The 18350-nt window shown below is 74.6% G+C and carries 16 protein-coding genes; 6 read left to right on the forward strand and 10 right to left on the reverse strand.

Going from position 1 to position 18350, the window contains the following annotated elements; genetic code table 11:
* Positions 1 to 162: 162 nt before the first annotated feature.
* Entirely contained in the window at positions 163 to 939 is a 777-nt protein-coding gene (locus ACI795_RS17840) for a hypothetical protein (RefSeq protein WP_457076917.1), read from the reverse strand.
* 285 nt (positions 940 to 1224) lie between these two features.
* Between ACI795_RS17840 and ACI795_RS17845 the strand changes: the two genes are divergently transcribed.
* Positions 1225 to 1779: a copper resistance CopC family protein gene (locus ACI795_RS17845; protein WP_457076918.1), complete on the forward strand. Its 555-nt coding sequence runs from the start codon at positions 1225 to 1227 to the stop codon at positions 1777 to 1779.
* Complete coding sequence (locus ACI795_RS17850) at positions 1776 to 3140, forward strand: copper resistance D family protein (RefSeq protein WP_457076919.1); 1365 nt, start codon at positions 1776 to 1778, stop codon at positions 3138 to 3140. The genes ACI795_RS17845 and ACI795_RS17850 overlap by 4 nt, the downstream gene beginning before the upstream one ends.
* Positions 3141 to 3147: 7 nt before the next feature.
* On the opposite strand, the gene metH is transcribed toward ACI795_RS17850, so the two are convergent.
* Positions 3148 to 6948: a methionine synthase gene (gene metH / locus ACI795_RS17855; RefSeq protein WP_457076920.1), complete on the reverse strand. Its 3801-nt coding sequence runs from the start codon at positions 6946 to 6948 to the stop codon at positions 3148 to 3150.
* A 225-nt stretch (positions 6949 to 7173) separates the two neighbouring features.
* On the opposite strand from metH, the gene ACI795_RS17860 reads away from it, so the two are divergent.
* A complete protein-coding gene (locus ACI795_RS17860) occupies positions 7174 to 8037 on the forward strand; it encodes a PAC2 family protein (RefSeq protein ID WP_457076922.1) in 864 nt (287 codons plus the stop codon).
* A gap of 117 nt (positions 8038 to 8154) precedes the next feature.
* Here the strand turns inward: ACI795_RS17860 and ACI795_RS17865 are convergent, their stop codons facing one another.
* The 7 genes from ACI795_RS17865 to ACI795_RS17895 all read right to left on the reverse strand — a co-directional run bounded on the left by ACI795_RS17865 (position 8155) and on the right by ACI795_RS17895 (position 14099).
* Entirely contained in the window at positions 8155 to 9219 is a 1065-nt protein-coding gene (locus ACI795_RS17865; protein ID WP_457076923.1) for an HD domain-containing protein, read from the reverse strand.
* A gap of 2 nt (positions 9220 to 9221) precedes the next feature.
* Complete coding sequence (gene mshC, locus ACI795_RS17870) at positions 9222 to 10466, reverse strand: cysteine--1-D-myo-inosityl 2-amino-2-deoxy-alpha-D-glucopyranoside ligase (protein WP_457076924.1); 1245 nt, start codon at positions 10464 to 10466, stop codon at positions 9222 to 9224.
* 78 nt (positions 10467 to 10544) lie between these two features.
* On the reverse strand, positions 10545 to 10931 hold the full coding sequence (locus ACI795_RS17875) for a VOC family protein (RefSeq protein ID WP_457076925.1): 387 nt from the start codon (positions 10929 to 10931) through the stop codon (positions 10545 to 10547).
* 136 nt (positions 10932 to 11067) lie between these two features.
* Complete coding sequence (locus ACI795_RS17880) at positions 11068 to 11943, reverse strand: SCO1664 family protein (RefSeq protein WP_457076926.1); 876 nt, start codon at positions 11941 to 11943, stop codon at positions 11068 to 11070.
* Positions 11944 to 11962: 19 nt separating this feature from the next.
* A complete protein-coding gene (locus tag ACI795_RS17885; RefSeq protein ID WP_457076927.1) occupies positions 11963 to 12514 on the reverse strand; it encodes a DUF3090 family protein in 552 nt (183 codons plus the stop codon).
* A 23-nt stretch (positions 12515 to 12537) separates the two neighbouring features.
* Entirely contained in the window at positions 12538 to 13239 is a 702-nt protein-coding gene (locus ACI795_RS17890; protein WP_457076928.1) for a histidine phosphatase family protein, read from the reverse strand.
* Between the two features lie 29 nt (positions 13240 to 13268).
* Positions 13269 to 14099, reverse strand: coding sequence for an undecaprenyl-diphosphate phosphatase (locus ACI795_RS17895; RefSeq protein ID WP_457076929.1), 831 nt, complete (start codon positions 14097 to 14099; stop codon positions 13269 to 13271).
* 154 nt (positions 14100 to 14253) lie between these two features.
* On the opposite strand from ACI795_RS17895, the gene ACI795_RS17900 reads away from it, so the two are divergent.
* From ACI795_RS17900 to ACI795_RS17910, 3 genes are read left to right on the forward strand one after another with little or no spacing between them, the layout of a single operon-like run.
* Positions 14254 to 15234 carry an aldo/keto reductase gene (locus ACI795_RS17900; RefSeq protein WP_457076930.1) on the forward strand — a complete coding sequence of 327 codons (981 nt, stop codon included), beginning with the start codon at positions 14254 to 14256 and terminating at the stop codon, positions 15232 to 15234.
* A gap of 5 nt (positions 15235 to 15239) precedes the next feature.
* Positions 15240 to 17198 (forward strand): AAA family ATPase, encoded by a 1959-nt coding sequence (locus tag ACI795_RS17905; protein ID WP_457076931.1) that lies wholly within the window; start codon positions 15240 to 15242, stop codon positions 17196 to 17198.
* Positions 17199 to 17243: 45 nt separating this feature from the next.
* Positions 17244 to 17513 carry a GlsB/YeaQ/YmgE family stress response membrane protein gene (locus ACI795_RS17910; RefSeq protein WP_457076932.1) on the forward strand — a complete coding sequence of 90 codons (270 nt, stop codon included), beginning with the start codon at positions 17244 to 17246 and terminating at the stop codon, positions 17511 to 17513.
* A 27-nt stretch (positions 17514 to 17540) separates the two neighbouring features.
* On the opposite strand, the gene ACI795_RS17915 is transcribed toward ACI795_RS17910, so the two are convergent.
* Positions 17541 to 18338: a DUF2470 domain-containing protein gene (locus ACI795_RS17915; protein WP_457076933.1), complete on the reverse strand. Its 798-nt coding sequence runs from the start codon at positions 18336 to 18338 to the stop codon at positions 17541 to 17543.
* Between the last annotated feature and the right edge of the window lie 12 nt (positions 18339 to 18350).

Genomic DNA, 18350 nt, shown 5'->3' on the forward strand with positions numbered 1-18350 from the left:
CCCCCCCCCCCCCCCCCCCCCCCGGGCCGCCCCCGCCCCCCCCCCCCCCCCCCCCCCCCCCCCCCCCCCCCCCCCCCCCCCCCCCCCCCCCCCCCCCCCCCCGGCGCCCCCCCCCCCCCCCCCCCCCCCCCCCCCCCCCCCCCCCCCCCCCCCGGAGCCGGATCAGGCCTGGGTGGCCTGACGACGGCGGTAGGCGACGGCACCGGCACCGACGGCGCCGGCCGCGGCCAGGGCGCCGACGCCGATGGCGGCCGTGTTCTCGGTGCCTGCGGTGCTGCCGGCACCGGTCTCGGCGCCACCGGCGGGAGCGGCACCCATCTGCGCGGTCTCCAGCGAGCCACAGGCGGCCGGGGCGGTGGCCTCCATCGGCAGCGACGGGTCGAGGTCGCTCATGACGTCACCGTCGTAGGCACCCGACCCGTCCTTGTCGATGCCGTGCACGACCAGGACGGCGGTGCCGGCCTCGAACGCCGCGTGGACGTCGTCGGAGACCTCGAACGTCCGCTCGTAGCTGATCGAGCCGCCCTCGGCGGTCGGGAACCGGTCGATCGCCAGGCCGCTGTCCGGGCTGGTGTCGCCCGTGGTGGTCAGCGACGTGCCGATGGCCCCGTAGTACTTCGCGGCCTCGGTCACGCTGACGAAGCCGTCGCCGTCCGCGTCGTCGGCCAGGTCGTTCGTGGGGCAGGTGCCCTGGGCGCCGATGTGGAAGTGCTGGGCGTGCGGCGAGCCGGCGAGGAGCCCGGAGGCCTCGATCATCACCGTGGCGGTGTTGCCGTCCAGCGTGACCATCCCGGTACCGGTGACGCCCGACTGGTTCACGGCGCCGAGGTCGGCCTGGTAGCTGTGCGGGCCCTCGTGCGCCGAGGCGGCGGAGATGGACAGCAGCGGGAACGCTGCGGCGGCGATGGCGACGGCCGGGACTGCGAGTGCCTTGCGCATGGTGTGCTCCTCGTTGTCGGGTGCAGTCACCCCGCCGTCGGAGTGACTGCAGGACGGCGGCTGGTGAGCCGGTCGCCCGGTGTGCCGGCGGGTGCGTCGGTGCGCCCGCCGTCGAACAGGTCTGGGTGACCCGGCCGGTGGCGGTCCCCCAGCGGGAGGAGTCCCCCGCTGCCGTCCTGGCCATCTGGGGTTCGGGGTGGGTCGCCGGATCGGTTCATCCGCATCGCAGATCCCTGCCCAGCCGGGCCGCACAACCGGCGGGCGGGCTGCGGACGAACACCGGTCATGACTCCGCTCCCAGGCCCGCCGTCCCGACGCCGCCGCACCGGTGGAGCGCGGGTCCAGCTCGCGCTGCTGGGCCTGCTCACCGTGCTGCTGCTCGGGTCCGGCGCCGCACCGGCGCGGGCGCACGACGGCCTGGTCGGCAGCACGCCGGCGGCCGCGGCCGCACTGCCCGCCGCCCCGTCCACGGTTCAGCTGGAGTTCAGCGGCGCGCCGCTGCCGTTGGGCACCCGGGTGCTGGTGACCGGGCCCGACGGGCCGGTGTCCGCGGGCGAGCCGGAGATCCGGGGCACCACCGTGGTGCAGGCCCTCGCAGCGGAGGTGCCGGCCGGGGACTACACCGTCCAGTGGCGCAGCACGTCGTCCGACGGGCACCCGGTCGAGGGCAGCTACGGGTTCACCGTCGCCGCGAACGCGGCCCGGGCCGCACCCGCGCCGACGCAGCCGGTCGCCGCCCCGTCCAGCACCGGTTCGTCGGTCGTGTGGTGGACCGCGGGGGCGCTGGTGCTCGGCGCCCTGGGCATCCTCGTCGTCGGCCGGCTGCGCAGGCGGGCATGACCCGCGCCGCGCCGGTGGCCCCGGTGGAGGTCGGCCCGCGGCCGGGGCTCGGCCGACCCGGGTGGCTGCTGCCCGCGGTGCTCGGCACCGCGGTCGCCGCAGTGGCCGTGCTGGTCGTCGCCCTCGCCGTGGGCGGCGCAGGCGTCGCCGTCCCCGGGCTGTTGGTGGCCGGTCGGCTGGTCGGGTGGGGCGAGCCGGTGCTCACCCTGGTCGGCCGGGTCACGGCCGTGGGCACGGTCGGTACCGCACTGTTCGCCGCCGTGCTGCTGCCCGGACGGGCGGGCGCGCTCACCCCGGCGGCGCGGCGCGCGGTGCTGGCGGCGTCGGTCTGGGCCACCGTCTGGGCGGTGGCCACCGCCCTCGGCGGGTTGCTCACCCTCAGCCGCCTGGTGGGCGTGGCGCCGTCGGCGCTGCCCTGGACGGCGGTCCCGGTGTTCCTCGGCGACACCGGCGCCGGCCAGGCCGTCCTGCTGGGCACCGCCGGCACCGGCCTGCTGGCGGTGGCCGCCCGATGCTGCACCCGGGTGACCGGGGCCCGGCTGCTGCTGGCCGGCGCGCTGACGGCGCTGGTCCTGCCGGTGCTGCTCACCGGGCACTCGTCGGCCGCCGACGACCACCTGCTCGCCGTCACCACGCTGGCCGGGCACGTCGTCGCAGCGGCCCTCTGGACCGGCGGCCTGCTCGCGCTGCTGGTGCACGGCCGGGCGCCCACGGACGCCGGCCGGGCCGCGGCCCGGTTCAGCCGGTTGGCGCTGCTGTGCGCCGTGGTGACCGGCGGGTCGGGGCTCCTCGCCGCCGGACTGCTGCTGGGCGGCACCGGCGGGGTGCTGGACGCGGTGGGCACCGGCTACGGGTGGCTGCTGATCGGCAAGACCACCGGGCTGGTCGTGCTGACCTCCTTCGGGTGGCAGCACCGGCGGCGCACGCTCCCCCGCCTGCGGGCCGGCCGGCCGGGGGCGTTCCGGCGCTTCGCCGTCGTCGAGCTGCTGGTCATGCTGGCCACCGTGGCGCTCGCCGTCGCCCTCGCCGCATCCCCTCCCCCGGCCGCTGCCGTGTCCCCGGCTCCCGCCGCACCGCCCGCCGCCGACCCGATGGCCGGGCACGACCACGGCGAGCTCTCCGTCGGCGTCCTCGTCGACGCCGAGCGCTTCCACGTCGCCGGCCCGGTCGCCGCCGGGTCCCGGGTGACCGTGCACAACGGCAGCGACCAGCCGGTGACCCTCACCGCCGAGGGCGGCGCGTTCGACGTCGAGGTGCCCGGGCACACGCTGCTGACCTTCCTCGCGCCGGAGGAACCCGGCGAGTACCCGTTCAGCAGCCGTCACTCGCCGGCGTTCACCGCCGTCCTCGTGGTGACGTGACGGCCCCTCATTCGTCCTGGGTGCGGTAGCCGAGGTTGGGTGACAGCCACCGCTCCGCCTCGGCGACCGTCCAGCCCTTGCGCCGGGCGTAGTCCTCGACCTGGTCCCGGCCCACCCGGCCCAGCACGAAGTACTGCGACTGCGGGTGGGAGAAGTACAGCCCGCTGACCGCCGCGCCCGGCCACATCGCCATGCTCTCGGTGAGCTGGAGCCCGGTGGTCGCCTCGACGTCGAGCAGCTCCCAGATCGTCTGCTTCTCGGTGTGCTCCGGGCAGGCCGGGTAGCCCGGCGCCGGCCGGATGCCCCGGTACCGCTCGGCGATCAGCGACTCGTTGTCCAGGCCCTCGTCGGGCGCGTAGCCCCAGAACTCGGTGCGCACCCGCTGGTGCAGCCGCTCGGCGAACGCCTCGGCCAGCCGGTCGGCCAGCGCCTCCAGCATGATCGCGCTGTAGTCGTCGTTGGCCGCCTTGAACGCGGCGACCCGCTCCGCGGCGCCCAGCCCGGCGGTCACGGCGAACGCGCCGACGTGGTCGGCCAGCCCGGTCCCCGCCGGCGCCACGAAGTCGGCCAGCGACCTGCGCGGGGCGCCGTCGCGGCCCTCGGTCTGCTGGCGGAGCTGGTGCAGCGTCGTGCGCACCTCGGTGCGCGACTCGTCGGTGTAGACCGCGATGTCCTCGCCGTCCACCTGGTTCGCCGGGAACAGCCCGAACACCCCGCTGGCCCGCAGCCAGCGCTCGTCGACGATCCGGTCGAGCATCTCCTGCGCGTCGGCGTACAGCCGCCGGGCGGCGTCGCCGGTGGTGGGGTTGTGCAGGATGTCGGGGAACCGGCCACGCATCTCCCACGCGTTGAAGAACGGCTGCCAGTCGATGTACTCGCGCAGCTCGGCCAGCGGGTAGTCGGCGAAGTGCCGCACGGAGCCGGAGCCGTTCCCCGACTGCAGCATCCGCGGCTGCGGCGGCGTGTAGTCCGACCAGTCGATCGGGGTGGCGGCCTGCCGCGCGGCGGCCAGCGGCAGCAGCGCACGGGTGTCGTCGCGGGCGGCGTGCCGCTCGCGCAGCGCCTGGTAGTCGGCCGCGGTCTCGGCCAGCAGCGTGGGCCGCTGCTCGTCCGACAGCAGCGCCGCCACCACCGGCACCGACCGGGAGGCGTCCTTCACCCAGATCACCGGCCCGGAGTACTTCTGCGCGACCTTGACCGCGGTGTGCGCCCGGGAGGTGGTCGCGCCGCCGATGAGCAGCGGGATGTCGAAGCCCTGCCGCTCCATCTCCGCAGCCAGGGTGACCATCTCGTCCAGCGACGGGGTGATCAGCCCGGAGACGCCGATGACGTCGGCGCCGTGCTCCTTGGCGGCGTCCAGCACCTTCTGCCCGGGCACCATCACCCCGAGGTCGACGACGTCGTAGTTGTTGCACTGCAGGACGACGCCGACGATGTTCTTGCCGATGTCGTGGACGTCGCCCTTCACGGTGGCCATGACGACCGTGCCGTTGCTCCGTTCGGCGTCGCCGGGCTGCTTCTCCGCCTCGATGAACGGGATGAGGTGGGCGACGGCCTTCTTCATCACCCGCGCGGACTTGACCACCTGCGGGAGGAACATCTTGCCGGCGCCGAAGAGGTCGCCGACGACGTTCATCCCGTCCATCAGCGGGCCCTCGATCACCTCGATCGGCCGGCCGCCGCGGGCGCTGATCTCCCGGCGCAGCTCCTCGGTGTCGTCCTCGACGAACGCGTCGATCCCCTTGACCAGCGCGTGGGTGATCCGCTCGGCCACCGGCAGCGACCGCCACTCCTCGGAGGCGACCTCCTGCACCGAGCCGTCGCCGGCGAAGTCCCCGGCGATCTCCAGCAGCCGCTCGGTGCTGTCCGGGCGACGGTTGAGGACGACGTCCTCGATCCGCTCACGCAGCAGCTCGGGCACCTCGTCGTAGACCTCCAGCGCGCCCGCGTTGACGATCGCCATGTCCAGGCCGGCCCGGATCGCGTGGTAGAGGAAGACGGCGTGGATCGCCTCGCGGACCTTGTTGTTGCCGCGGAAGGAGAACGAGACGTTGGAGATGCCGCCGGAGACGAGCGCGCCGGGCAGGTTCTGCTTGATCCAGCGGGTCGCCTCGATGAACGCCAGCCCGTAGTCGGCGTGCTCCTCGATGCCGGTGGCGACGGCGAAGACGTTCGGGTCGAAGATGACGTCCTCGGCCGGGAAGCCGACGTCCTCGGTCAGGATGTCGTAGGCGCGCCGGCAGATCTGCTTGCGGCGTTCCAGGGTGTCGGCCTGGCCGTCCTCGTCGAAGGCCATCACGACCACCGCGGCGCCGTACTTGCGGCACAGCCGGGCCTCGCGGACGAACTCCTCCTCACCGTTCTTCATCGAGATGGAGTTGACGATCGCCTTGCCCTGGACGTTCTTGAGGCCGGCCTCGATGACCTCCCACTTCGAGGAGTCGATCATCGCCGGGACCCGGGAGATGTCCGGCTCGGAGGCGATCAGCTTGGTGAACCGGTCCATCGCCGCGACGCCGTCGATCATCCCCTCGTCCATGTTGATGTCGATGACCTGCGCGCCGGCCTCGACCTGCTGGCGGGCGACGGCGAGCGCGGCCGGGTAGTCACCGGCCTTGATCAGGTTCCGGAAGCGGGCCGAGCCGGTGATGTTGGTGCGCTCACCGACGTTGACGAACAGCGCGTCCTCGTCGACGGTGACCGGCTCCAGGCCGGAGAGCCGCAGCGCCGGGCCCACCTCGGCCGGGGTGCGCGGCGCCTTGCCCGCCACGGCCCGGGCGATCGCCGCGATGTGCGCCGGGGTGGTGCCGCAGCAGCCACCCACCAGGTTCACGAACCCGGCGGTGGCGAACTCCTCCAGGATCGCGGCGGTCTCCTCCGGTGCCTCGTCGTACTCGCCGAAGGCGTTGGGCAGCCCGGCGTTCGGGTAGCAGGAGACGAAGGTGTCGGCGACCCGGGCGACCTCGGCGATGTAGGGCCGCATCTCCTTGGCGCCCAGCGCGCAGTTGAGGCCCACCAGCAGCGGCTCGACGTGCCGGACCGAGTGCCAGAACGCCTCCGTGACCTGCCCGGACAGCGTCCGGCCGGAGGCGTCGGTGATCGTGCCGGAGACCATCACCGGCCAGCGGCGGCCGTGCCGCTCGAACAGCGTCTCCAGGGCGAAGATCGCGGCCTTGGCGTTGAGCGTGTCGAAGATCGTCTCGATCAGCAGCACGTCGGAGCCGCCGTCGACCAGCCCGGCGGCCTGCTCCAGGTAGGCCTCGACCAGCTCGTCGTAGGTGACGTTGCGGGCGCCCGGGTCGTTCACGTCCGGCGAGATGGACGCCGTCCGGCTGGTCGGGCCGATGGCGCCGACGACGTAGCGGGGCCGGTCCGGCGTCCGTGCGGTCATCTCGTCGCAGGCGGCGCGGGCCAGCCGGGCCGAGGCGACGTTCAGCTCGTAGGCGAGGTCGGACATGCCGTAGTCGCCGAGTGAGATGCCGGTGGCGTTGAAGGTGTTCGTCTCGATCAGGTCGGCGCCGGCCTCGAGGTACTCGCGGTGGATGCCGGTGATCACCTCCGGGGCGGTGATGCTCAGCAGGTCGTTGTTCCCCTGCACGTCGGTCGGCCAGTCGGCGAACCGCTCGCCGCGGTAGCCGGCCTCGTCGGGGCGGTCGCGTTGGATCGCCGTCCCCATGGCGCCGTCCAGGACGACGATGCGGCGCCGGAGCAGCGCGGTCAGCTCGGCGGTCGCGTCGGGGCGGTGCTGGGCGGCGGCGGGCAGGACAGCGGTGGACAGGGCGGGGCCAGGTGCAGGGAACGGGGGCACGGCGGTCCTCGGGAGGCTCGTTCGGTCAGGTCACGAACGCGTCCGGCGCCAGGGCCCTGGCAACTCCGACGGGCGGCGGTGCCTCGTCGTCCTCGAACAGCCCGCCCATGATGGCACCTCCGGACCGTCCGGTGGTGACGGAGGCCACGTGCCGTGTCCCCGGGCCCGTTCACCGCCGGTGTCGATCACCGGGCGGGTCGCCGCGACCGACGTAGGCTGGGCAGAGTGATCGATCCGAAGTCCACCGCAGACGACCTGCCCGAGCTGGACGACCCCGTGGTGGTCGTCGCCTTCGAGGGGTGGAACGACGCCGGGGACGCCGCCACCGGGGCGGTGGAGCACCTGGAGCTGATCTGGGACGCCGACCCGCTGGCCGCCCTGGACCCCGAGGAGTACTACGACTTCCAGGTCAACCGCCCCACCGTCTCCCTCGTCGACGGCGTCAGCCGCCGCCTCGAGTGGCCGACGACGCGCATCTCCGTGGCCAAGCCCGAGGGCAGTGAGCGGCACGTGGTGCTCATCCGCGGCATCGAGCCGAACATGCGCTGGCGGAGCTTCTGCGAGGAGCTGATCGAGCTCTGCCACGAGCTGGGCGCACACACCGTGATCGGGCTCGGCGCGCTCCTCGCCGACACGCCGCACACCCGCCCGACCCCGGTCACCGGTTCGGCCTACGACGCGGAGTCCGCGGAGAAGTGGGGCCTGGAGACCTCCCGCTACGAGGGCCCGACCGGGATCCTCGGGGTGTTCCAGGACGCGTGCGTGCAGGCCGGCCTGCCCGCGATCAGCTTCTGGGCCGCGGTGCCGCACTACGTCTCCCAGCCGCCCTCGCCGCAGGCGACCGTCGCCCTGCTGCGGCGGGTCGAGGAGGTCCTCGAGCTCACCATCCCGCTGGGCACGCTGCCGCAGCAGGCCGAGGAGTGGGTCACCACCGTCTCGGAGATGGCCAGCGAGGACGACGAGGTGGTGGAGTACGTGCGCTCGCTAGAGGAGCGGCAGACCGCGACCGACCTGTCCCAGGCCAACGGCGACCAGATCGCCCGCGAGTTCGAGCGGTACCTGCGCCGCCGCGGTTCCTCCCCGAACTGACGGCTGCCGCCGAGACCGGCTCGTCCGGCGCGGGCTGATCCGAGATCACCACTGGCTGAGCGCTGTCATCCTCCGCGGATGGCAGCACTCAGCCCGTTCTCGTCCAGGGGGCGGGCGTCAGGGCGCGACGAGCAGCGGGCGCATCCGCAACGCGGCGGTGTCGTCGAAGAGCCGGTCGTGGGTGGCCAGCGCGTAGCGGTCGGTCATGCCGGTGACGTAGTCGACGACCTGGGTGAGCACGTCGGCCTCGGTGTCGCGGTAGCTGGCCGGGATCAGCTCCGGGTGGGCCAGGTGGTGGTCGACCAGCCGCCGGATGACGTCGACCGCCAGGTGCTTCTGGCCGGCCGCGGTGTCGGACCCGTACACCCGCTCGAACATGAAGGTGCGCAGCTCGTGCATCGCCTCGAGCGCATCGGGCTCCATGACCACCGCGCCGGCGGTGTTCGCCGGGGACAGGCTGCCCTCGACCACCGCCTCGATCATCGAGCCCACCATGGCGCTGCCCGGGTCGCCGAAGACGGCGCGGGCGCGGGCGGGCAGGTCGGTCACCCGCAGCACCCCTGCGCGGACGGCGTCCAGCGCGTCGTGGGAGAGGTAGCCGATCCGGTCGGCGTAGCGCACGCACTCGCCCTCGCGGGTGGCCGGCGGCGGGCTGATCTTCCAGCTGTGCGCCCGCACGCCGTCCCGCACCTCCCAGGTGAGGTTGAGGTCCTCGAGCACCTCGACGATGCGCACCCCCTGCGCAGCGTGGTGCCAGCCGCCGGCGACGTAGGGGTCCAGCGCGTCCTCGCCGATGTGCCCGAACGGTGAGTGGCCGACGTCGTGCGCCAGCGCGATCGCCTCGGCCAGCGTCTCGTTCAGCGACAGCGCCGCGGCCAGCGAGCGGGCCACCTGGGTCACCTGCAGGGTGTGCGTCAGCCGGGTGACGAAGTGGTCGCCGTCGGGGTGCAGGAACACCTGCGTCTTGTGCTTGAGCCGGCGGAAGGCCTTGGCGTGCAGGATCCGGTCGCGGTCCCGCTCGTAGGCGGTCCGCAGGGTGTCCTCCGGCTCGGGGCGGGCCCGGCCGCGGGTCGCCACCGCGCGGGCGGCGGCGGGGGCGAGCTGCTCCTCGGCGCGCTCCCGCGCCGCCCGGTCGGCCAGCCGGAACGGTGCTCCCCCGGCGTCCGGCAGCGGCTGGCCCATGGTCAGAGCTCGATGCCCAGGAGCGCGTCGACGACGTCGGCGACGACGGCCGGGGCACCGTCCTCACCGGCGGCGCGGTCGGCGTCGAGCGTGGCCGCGGCCCACCGGTCGATGACGGCGATCGCCCCGGGGCTGTCCAGGTCGTCGGCCAGCCGCTCGCGCACCGCCCGCAGCACGGGCCCGGCGGGAGCGCCGGTGGGCTGGGCGACGGCCCGGCGCCAGCTGTCCAGCCGCTCCTCGGCGGCGGTCAGCAGCTCCGCCGTCCAGGTGCGGTCGGTGCGGTAGTGGCCGGACAGCAGGGCCAGCCGGATCGCCATCGGGTCGACGCCCTCGCCGCGCAGCCGGGAGACGAAGACCAGGTTGCCCCGGCTCTTGCTCATCTTCTCGCCGTCCAGGCCGATCATCGCCGCGTGCACGTAGGCCTGGGCGAACGGCTTGGTGCCGGTGAGCGCCTCGGCGTGCACCGCGGAGTACTCGTGGTGCGGGAAGACCAGGTCGCTGCCGCCGCCCTGGACGTCGAAGCCCATGCCCAGGGTGTCCAGCGCGATGGCGGCGCACTCGACGTGCCAGCCGGGCCGCCCGGCCACCCCCCGCGGGCCGGGCCAGGACGGCTCGCCCTCGCGGGCGCCGCGCCACAGCAGCGGGTCCAGCGGCGAGCGCTTGCCCGGGCGCTCGGGGTCGCCGCCGCGCTCGGCGGACAGCCGCAGCATGGTGGCCTCGTCGTAGTTGGACTCCCCGCCGAAGCCGGGCGCCTGGGAGACGTCGTGGTAGACGTCGCCGGTGCCGTCGTCGAGCTGGTAGGCCAGCCCCGCGTCCCACAGCTCCTCGACCTTGGCGGCGATCTGCGGGACCGCCTCGACCGCGCCGACGTAGTCCTCCGGCGGGAGCACGCGCAGGGCGGTCATGTCCTCCCGGAACAGTGCGGTCTCGCGCATGCCGAGCACGATCCAGTCCTCGCCGTCGCGGTTGGCCCGCTCGAACAGCGGGTCGTCGACGTCGGTGACGTTCTGCACGTAGTGGACCCCGTGCCGGGCGTCCCGCCACACCCGGTTGACCAGGTCGAAGGCGAGGTAGGTGGCGGCGTGGCCGAGGTGGGTGGCGTCGTAGGGCGTGATGCCGCAGACGTACATCCGCGCGATCCGGCCGGGCTGGGTCGCGACGACGTCGCCGCGCGCGGTGTCGTACAGCCGCAGGGCGGGACCGGACCCGGGCAGGGTGGGGAGGAGCGGGGCGGGCCAGGAGAGCACGTCAGGAGGGTAAGACCGACCGCCGACACCGCCGCAGGCCGCCCGGTGCCCGGTCACCCTCCACGGGGGGCGGCCGGATCAGGGCCAGGTGGTGGCGTGGCGCTCGAACTCCTCGCCGGTCTGCACGCCGACGACGCAAAACAGCAGCCCGGCGGGGTCCTTCATCTGCCAGAAGCCGCCCATGTCCGCGATCCGCACGGCGCCGAGGGCCTCCAGCCGGCGCACCTCGGCGGGCACGTCGTCGGTCTCGATGTCGACGTGCCAGCGGGGTGCCGTGCCCGGGCCGGTGCGCTGGACCTCCAGGTGGAAGCCGTCGGCGAAGGAGCCCAGCGAGGACCAGACGTCGTCGATCGCGTCGGGCTCGACCGGGTGGCCGGTGGCCGACGACCAGAACTGCTGGCCGCGGGCGTGCAGCTCCGGGGGCAGGTCGATGAGCAGGACGGCGAGTCGGCTGCGGTGCGGCACCCGCCCACCCTGGCAGCCGGGGCGATGACGGACAACGCCGGCGGCCCCGTCCCGGCTCACCGTGCGTGCTCCTGGCTCACCGCCCACCGTGAGCCAGGAGCCACGACGATCAGCTGACCTGATCCCGGGGCTCAGATCAGAACGGTGGCCAGGGCAGCGCGGGCCAGTCGCCGGAGGGCTCCGGGTGCAGCCCGGTGCGCAGCAGCTGGGCCACCCGCTGCTGGGTGCGGTGCACCTCGCGCCGGGTGAGGTGCTCGTGCAGCTGCTCCCCCAGGTCGCCGCGCAGCTGCTCGGCCAGCCGTTCCAGCACCTCGAGGTGGGCGACCGGGATCGGCCGGCCGGCCCACTGCCACAGCAGGGTGCGGAGTTTCGGGTCGACGGAGAAGCAGATGCCGTGGTCGACGCCGTAGACGTGCCCGTCGCGCATCGGGATGATGTGCCCGCCCTTGCGGTCGGCGTTGTTCACCACCGCGTCGAACACGGCCATCCGCCGCAGCGCGGGGTCGTCACGGCGGACGAACTCGGCCAGGTCGACCGTCGGGTCGCCGTCCATCCACAGCTGCACCATGCCGGTGCCGAACGGGCCGTCCCGCAGCACGGTGGGCGGCACGATCGACCAGCCGGTCGCCTCGCTGACCAGGTGCGCGCTGATCTCCCGGCCGGCCAGCGTGCCGTCGGGGAAGTCCCACAGCGGCCGCTCCCCCGCCACCGGCTTGTAGACGCAGGTCGCGGCCAGGGTGGCGGTACGGATCGCGCCGACGAGGGTGACGTTGCTGGCGTCCAGCAGCCGGCCCTCCATGTCCAGCTCGCCGTCACGCAGCAGGGCCTCGACCTCCGCCCGCCCGTCGGGGGCGCGCCGGTCGCCGTGGTCGAAGGCGGTCGGGTCCAGGGTGCGGACGTCGCCGTCCTCGGGCTCGTCGTCGACGTCGTCGTCCAGCTCGTCGGCATGGACCCACTCCAGGACGACGTCGTCGTCGGGCTCCTGCTCGGGGCGAGCGCCGGGGTCGGTCATCGGGGCGGCCGCCGGCCGGTCAGCGGCGGTAGCCGTTCTGGCGGGGGCACACGTGCCCGGCCGGGTCCAGCGGCATGGAGCACAACGGGCACGAGGGCCGGCCGGCGGCGACGACCCGGCGGGCGCGGGCGACGAACGCCCGGGCGGCGGCCGGGGTGATGGTGACCCGCAGCGCGTCGGGGCCCTCGTCGCTGTCGGACAGGATCACGTCCTCCTCGATCGGCTCCTCGCCGGCGGCGACGGCCTCGACGACGACCGCCGCGGCCTCGCCGTCCCAGGCCAGGCCCATCGCGGCGACCCGGAACTCCTCGTCGACCGGCGCGGTGAGCGGCTCCAGGTCGTCGACGTCGGCATCGGGCGGGACGACGACGGTGGCCCGGCCGGCGATCTCGTCGAGCAGCTCGCTCATCCGGTCGGCGAGCACCTGGACCTGCGTCTTCTCCAGCGCCACGCTGACCGTGCGGCCGGCGTCGTCGGTGGCCTGCAGGTAGAAGGTCCGGTCACCGGGCTGGCCCACCGTGCCGGCGACGAACCGGGTGGGACGGTCGAAGAGGAACACCTGACGTGGCACGCGGATCAGGTTACGCGGCCCGATCAGGCCGGGCCCGCGCCCGCACCGCCGCCGACGACCGCGTCGGAGGAGGCCTTGCGGCGTCCGCGCTTCCGCTTCGGCGGGATGAGCGCGGAGACGTCGCCGCCGGTGTCGTTGACCCGGGCGACGAACGGCCGGGTGTCGGTGTAGGTCACCACCGAGATCGACGCGGGGTCGACGACGATGCGCTGGAAGGAGTCCAGGTGCATGCCGAACGCGTCGGCGAGCACCGCCTTGATCACGTCGCCGTGGCTGCAGGCCAGCCAGACGGCATCGGGGCCCAGCTTCGCGTTCCACTCCCGGACGGCGGCGACGGCGCGGGCCTGCGTCTGGGCCAGCCCCTCCCCCTCCGCACCGGGGAACACCGCAGCGGAGGGGTGCTGCTGCACGACCTTCCACAGCGGGTCCTTGGCCAGCTCCTTGATCGGCCGGCCGGTCCAGTCGCCGTAGCGGGCCTCGCCGAGCCGGTCGTCGGTCTGCAGCTCGAGCTCACGGCCCTCGACGACGGCGCCGGCGGTCTGCTGGCAGCGCTCCAGCGGGCTGCTGACGACGGCGGCCAGCGGGACTCCGGTGAGCCGCTCGGCGACCGCGCGGACCTGGGCCTCGCCGGACTCGTCGAGCCGCACGCCGGGGGTCCAGCCGGCCAGCACGCCCGAGGCGTTCGCCGTGGTGCGGCCGTGGCGCAGCAGGATCAGGGTCGTCACAGCGCCGAGCCTAGGCGCCGACCGGGCGGCTACGTCGGGTCGAGCACCCCGGCACCGACCAGCGCGAGCACCAGCAGGCCGAGCACGATGCGGTAGACGACGAACGGGGTGAAGCTGCCCCGCTTCAGGTAGCGCAGCAGCCAGGTGATGACGGTCAGCCCCACGCCGAAGGCGATCACCGTGGCCAGGACGGTCGGGCCCCAGGCGACCTCGCCGGCGATGTCGCCGGTCAGCGCCTCGTAGGTCTGGAAGACGCCCGCGCCGAGCACCGCCGGCACGGCGAGCAGGAAGGAGTAGTCGGCGGCGGCCGTCCGGGAGTAGCCGAGGAACCGCCCCATGGTGATCGTCCCCCCGGACCGGGACACCCCGGGGATCAGCGCCATCGCCTGGGCCAGCCCGTACAGCAGGCCGTGCTTGACGGTGAGGTCGGGCAGCTCCCGCTCGGTGCGGCCGACCCGGTCGGCCCAGAAGAGGATCAGCGAGAAGGCGACCAGCGCGATGGCGACGATCCGCAGGTCGCGCAGCGTGGTCTCGATCGTGTCCTGGAACAGCAGGCCGAGGACGACGATCGGGATGCTGCCGACGATGATCAGCCAGCCCATCCGGGCGTCCGGTTCGCTGCGCAGCGCCGGGGTCCACAGGGCCTTCACCCAGGTGACGATGATCTGGCCGATCTTGCGCCGGTAGTAGAGCAGCACCGCGACCTCGGTGCCGATCTGGGTGATCGCGGTGAACGCGGCCCCCGGGTCGTCCCAGCCGAAGGCCTCGCCCACCACGCGCAGGTGCGCGCTGGAGGAGATGGGCAGGAACTCGGTGAGACCCTGCACCAGGCCCAGGACCACGGCCTCGATCCAGCCCACGGTCACATCCCCCCGGGACGGCGGACGGAACGGGGCTCGGCGGTCGGTTGCACGGCAGCACACCCTAGGGGCCGTGGCTGTGCCGCTCCGGGCGACCTCCCGGTGGGCCGGCGATCCGGGTTCGGCGCCCGGGGCAACGGTAGGTTGACCGGTCGTGGAACAGCGGGCGCTCGGACGAAGCGGGCTGGTCGTCTCCCGGCTGGGCCTGGGCACCATGACGTGGGGTCGGGACACCGACGAGGACGAGGCGGCGATGCAGCTGACCGCCTTCGTCGACGCCGGCGGGACGCTGGTCGACACCGCCGACGTCTACGGGCAGGGCGAGAGCGAGCGCACCCTGGGCCGGCTGCTGGCCGACGTCGTCCCCCGCGGTGACCTGCTGGTCGCGACGAAGGCCGTCGGGCGCACCGGCGCCGGACCGATGGGCCGCGGCGGCTCCCGTGGGCACCTGCTGGCCGCCCTGGACGCCTCGCTGGAGCGCCTGGGCCTGGACCACGTCGACCTGTGGCAGCTGCACGCCTGGGACGACGCCACCCCGCTGGAGGAGACGCTGGCCGCCTGCGACGCCGCGGTCGCCTCCGGCCGGGCCCGCTACGTCGGGATCAGCAACTTCACCGGCTGGCAGACCGCGCAGGCCGCGACCTGGCAGCGCGCCTGGCCCGGCCGGGTCCCGATCGTGAGCACCCAGGTCGAGTACTCGCTGCTGCAGCGCGGCATCGAGCGCGAGGTGGCGCCGGCGGCCGAGGCGCTGGGGCTGGGCATCCTGCCCTGGTCGCCGCTGGGTCGCGGGCTGCTCACCGGCAAGTACCGGCACGCCACGCCGGATGACTCCCGCGGTGCCTCCCCGCAGTGGCAGGGCTTCATCGACCAGCTGCGCTCGGCCCACGCCGACCGCGTGGTGCAGGCGGTGATCACCGCAGCCGAGGGGCTGGGCACCACCCCGCTGGGCGTGGCCCTGGCCTGGCTGCGGGACCGCCCCGGCGTCGTCGCCCCCGTCGTGGGGGCACGCACCGCGCAGCAGCTGCAGGAGGTGCTGGACGCCGACGGGGTCCGGCTGCCCCCGGCGATCGTCACCGCGCTGGACGACGTCTCCTCGCCGCACTTCTCCTATCCCGAGCGCCGGCTGGAGCACTGACCGACGTGAGCACCCCTCCCCCCGCCACCGGCGACCCCGTCTTCGCCGCGTTCTGCGCGGCCGGCCTGTGGCCCGGACTCGGCAAGCGGACCGCGGCCGACCTGCCCGCCGCGGGCATCACCCGGCCCGACGACGTCTCCGCCGACCGGCTGCTGAAGCTGCCCCGGGTGGGCCGCCAGCGCGCCGAGCGGCTGTTCTCCTCCTTTCTCGCCTCCGCCCCCACCTACGAGGTGGTGGAGCTGCTGGTCGGCGCCGGGCTGGAGGCCAAGCTCGCCGCCGGGGTGGCCGACGCCCTGGGCCCGGACGCCGCCCGGCGGCTGCGCGACGACCCGTGGGCGCTGCTGGGCCTGTCCGGGGTGTCGCTGGCCGACGCCGACCGGCTGGCGATCGCCGTCCTCAAGGGGGCCGACCGGCAGGATGCGCGCCGCGGACGGGCGATCGTCGGGCTCACCCTCCGCACCGCGACGCGCGACGGGCACACCGTGCTGCCTGCCGACCTGGTGGTCGCCGCGCTGCGGGCCGAGGGCCTGAGCGACCCGGCCGCGGCCATCGTCGCCGCGGTGGAGTCCGGTGAGGTGCTCGAGCACGAGCCGCCCGAGCCGGAGATCCCCGAGGACCTGCCCGACGACGCCGAGCTGCCCGAACCGGATCCGGCACTGCGCACCCTGTCGCTGGCCCGGTTCGGGATGGCCGAGGAGGCGGTCGCGGAGAACGTGCACCGGCTGATGGCCACCGCCGAGCGGATCGCCGACCCGGCGTCGGTGCGCTCGGTGGCGAAGGGCCTGGACCCGGCCCAGCAGGCCGCGGTCGCCCAGGTGCTGGGTGCGGGGTTCTCGCTGCTGACCGGCGGGCCGGGCACCGGCAAGAGCCGCACGGTCGCCTCGCTGGTGCAGCTGCTGCAGAGCAAGGGCACCGAGGTGGCGCTCGCGGCGCCCACCGGCCGGGCGGCCAAGCGGCTGGAAGAGCTCACCGACCACCCCGCGGTCACGGTGCACCGGCTGCTCGGGGCACAGGGCATGACCGGCGGGTTCTCCCGCAGCGAGGAGTGGCCGCTGGACGCCGACGTCGTGGTGGTGGACGAGGCGTCGATGCTGGACGTCGAGCTGACCGCCTCGCTGCTGGAGGCCTGCGCCGACGGCACCCACCTGCTGCTGGTCGGCGACCCGGCGCAGCTCCCCTCGATCGGCCCGGGCCACGTGCTGGGCGACCTGATCGACTCCGGCGTCGTGCCGGTGACCGAGCTGACCACGCTGCACCGGCAGGCCGCCGGCGGCGCGATCGCCCGGCTGGCCACCGGGGTGCGGGCCGGGGAGCTGCCGCAGGTGGACTCCCCCGATCGGGAGGTCGTGGTCGTGCCGGCCGTCGGCAGCGCGGAGGCGGCCCGGCGGGTGGTGCAGCTGGTCACCGACTCCATCCCGCGGGCGCTGGGCATCGACCCGGCGACGGTGCAGGTGGTCACCCCGGTGCACCGCGGCCCGGCGGGCACGATCGAGCTGAACAAGGCGCTGAAGGCGCAGCTGAACCCCGGCGAGGGCACGGTCTGGGGGTTCGACGTCGGCGACCGGGTGGTGGCCACCGCCAACCACCTGGACCTGGAGCCGATCGGGTTCGCCAACGGCGAGGTCGGCGTGGTCACCGGGACCGGTGAGGGGTCGCTGAACGTCGACTTCAGCTCGGGCCCGGTCACCGTCACCGGCAACGCGCTGCCGGACCTGCGGCACGGCTGGGCGATCACCGTGCACCGCGCGCAGGGGTCGGAGTGGCCGGGGGTGGTGGTCGTGCTGCCGCCGGAGGCCGGCGGGATGCTGTCCCGGCCGTTGGTCTACACCGCGCTCACCCGCGCGCAGAAGCACCTGTCGATCGTGCACGCCAGCGGTGCGGCGCTGGCCCGGGCGGTGCGGGAGGTCGACGTCCGCCCGCGGCGCACCCGGCTGGCGCGGCTGCTGGCCGAGATGGCGAGTTGATCACAGCGCGTTTGTCACGGTGATCACCACGGGCATCCAGCGCGCATGGGCATCATCAGTTTCCTCGTGTTCGGTCTGGTCGTCGGCGCCCTGGCGCGGCTGATCAAGCCCGGCAAGCAGAACCTCAGCATCCTGGCCACCCTGGCGCTCGGCGTCGTCGGCTCGCTGATCGGCGGAGTCGTCGCCGTGGCGCTGGGCACGGGTGACTTCGGTGAGCTGAACATCATCGGCTCGATCGTCGCGATCGTCGCCGCCGTCCTGCTCGTCGGCGTCGCCGAGGGCATGAGCGGCGGCCGCCGCTCCGTACGGCACTGACCTCCGGCCCGGGGCGCTGACCGCTGGTCAGTGCCCCGGGCAGCCGCCGCGTGCGGCACACATGAGCCGGTGCACGGCGGCGGCGAGGTCCTCGGCCGAGCTGACCGGCTGCGCGAACGGGATGCGCACGTCCCGGCAGCAGCCCCGCGACCGCTCGATCCGCAGCCGGAACCCCCACCGGTCCAGGCCCAGCGGCCGGACGACGTCCCCACGCCCCAGCCACGTGACCGGGATGCGCGACCGCAGCATCGCCAGCTCCTCGGGGTGCGCCACGTCCAGGTGGTGCAGCGCGTGCTCCTCCACCTCGACCAGCGGGTCGGGCTCGGCGGCCAGGAAGTCCTCGGGGTCGATCTCCAGCACGGCGCCGCTCTCCCCCAGCACGACCTCGGCCAGCTCCAGCGCGAGCAGCGTGGCGCCGGCGCCGACGTCCAGCAGCGCCGCGGCCGGCACGACCTCCGCGAACGCCAGCGCCGCCTCGTGCGCCTCCTCGCCGGCCAGGGCCGTCAGCCAGCCGGAGAGCCAGACCTGCGCCCGCACCGGGTCGCGCAGCGGGACCGGCGCGTGGTCGGTGACCAGCAGCAGCGCAGCCAGGTCGCCGTCGGCGCAGTGCGTGACCGCGGTGCACACCTCCCCGCCGGTCGGGACGACGAGCAGCACCCGGCCGTCGGCGGTGACGGCGTGCGCGAGCACCCGGCTGCCGTCGATGCCGGCGGCGCAGACCGCGGCCGCTGGGCGGGCGGCGACCGTGCGGGCGCGCTCGGCGGCGGAGGGCCGGACCGGCTCCGCGGCGGGCACGGGGGCGGCAGGGCGGGTCGATCGCGTCATCGGTCACTCCGG

Source organism: Modestobacter sp. SYSU DS0290 (assembly GCF_054050955.1).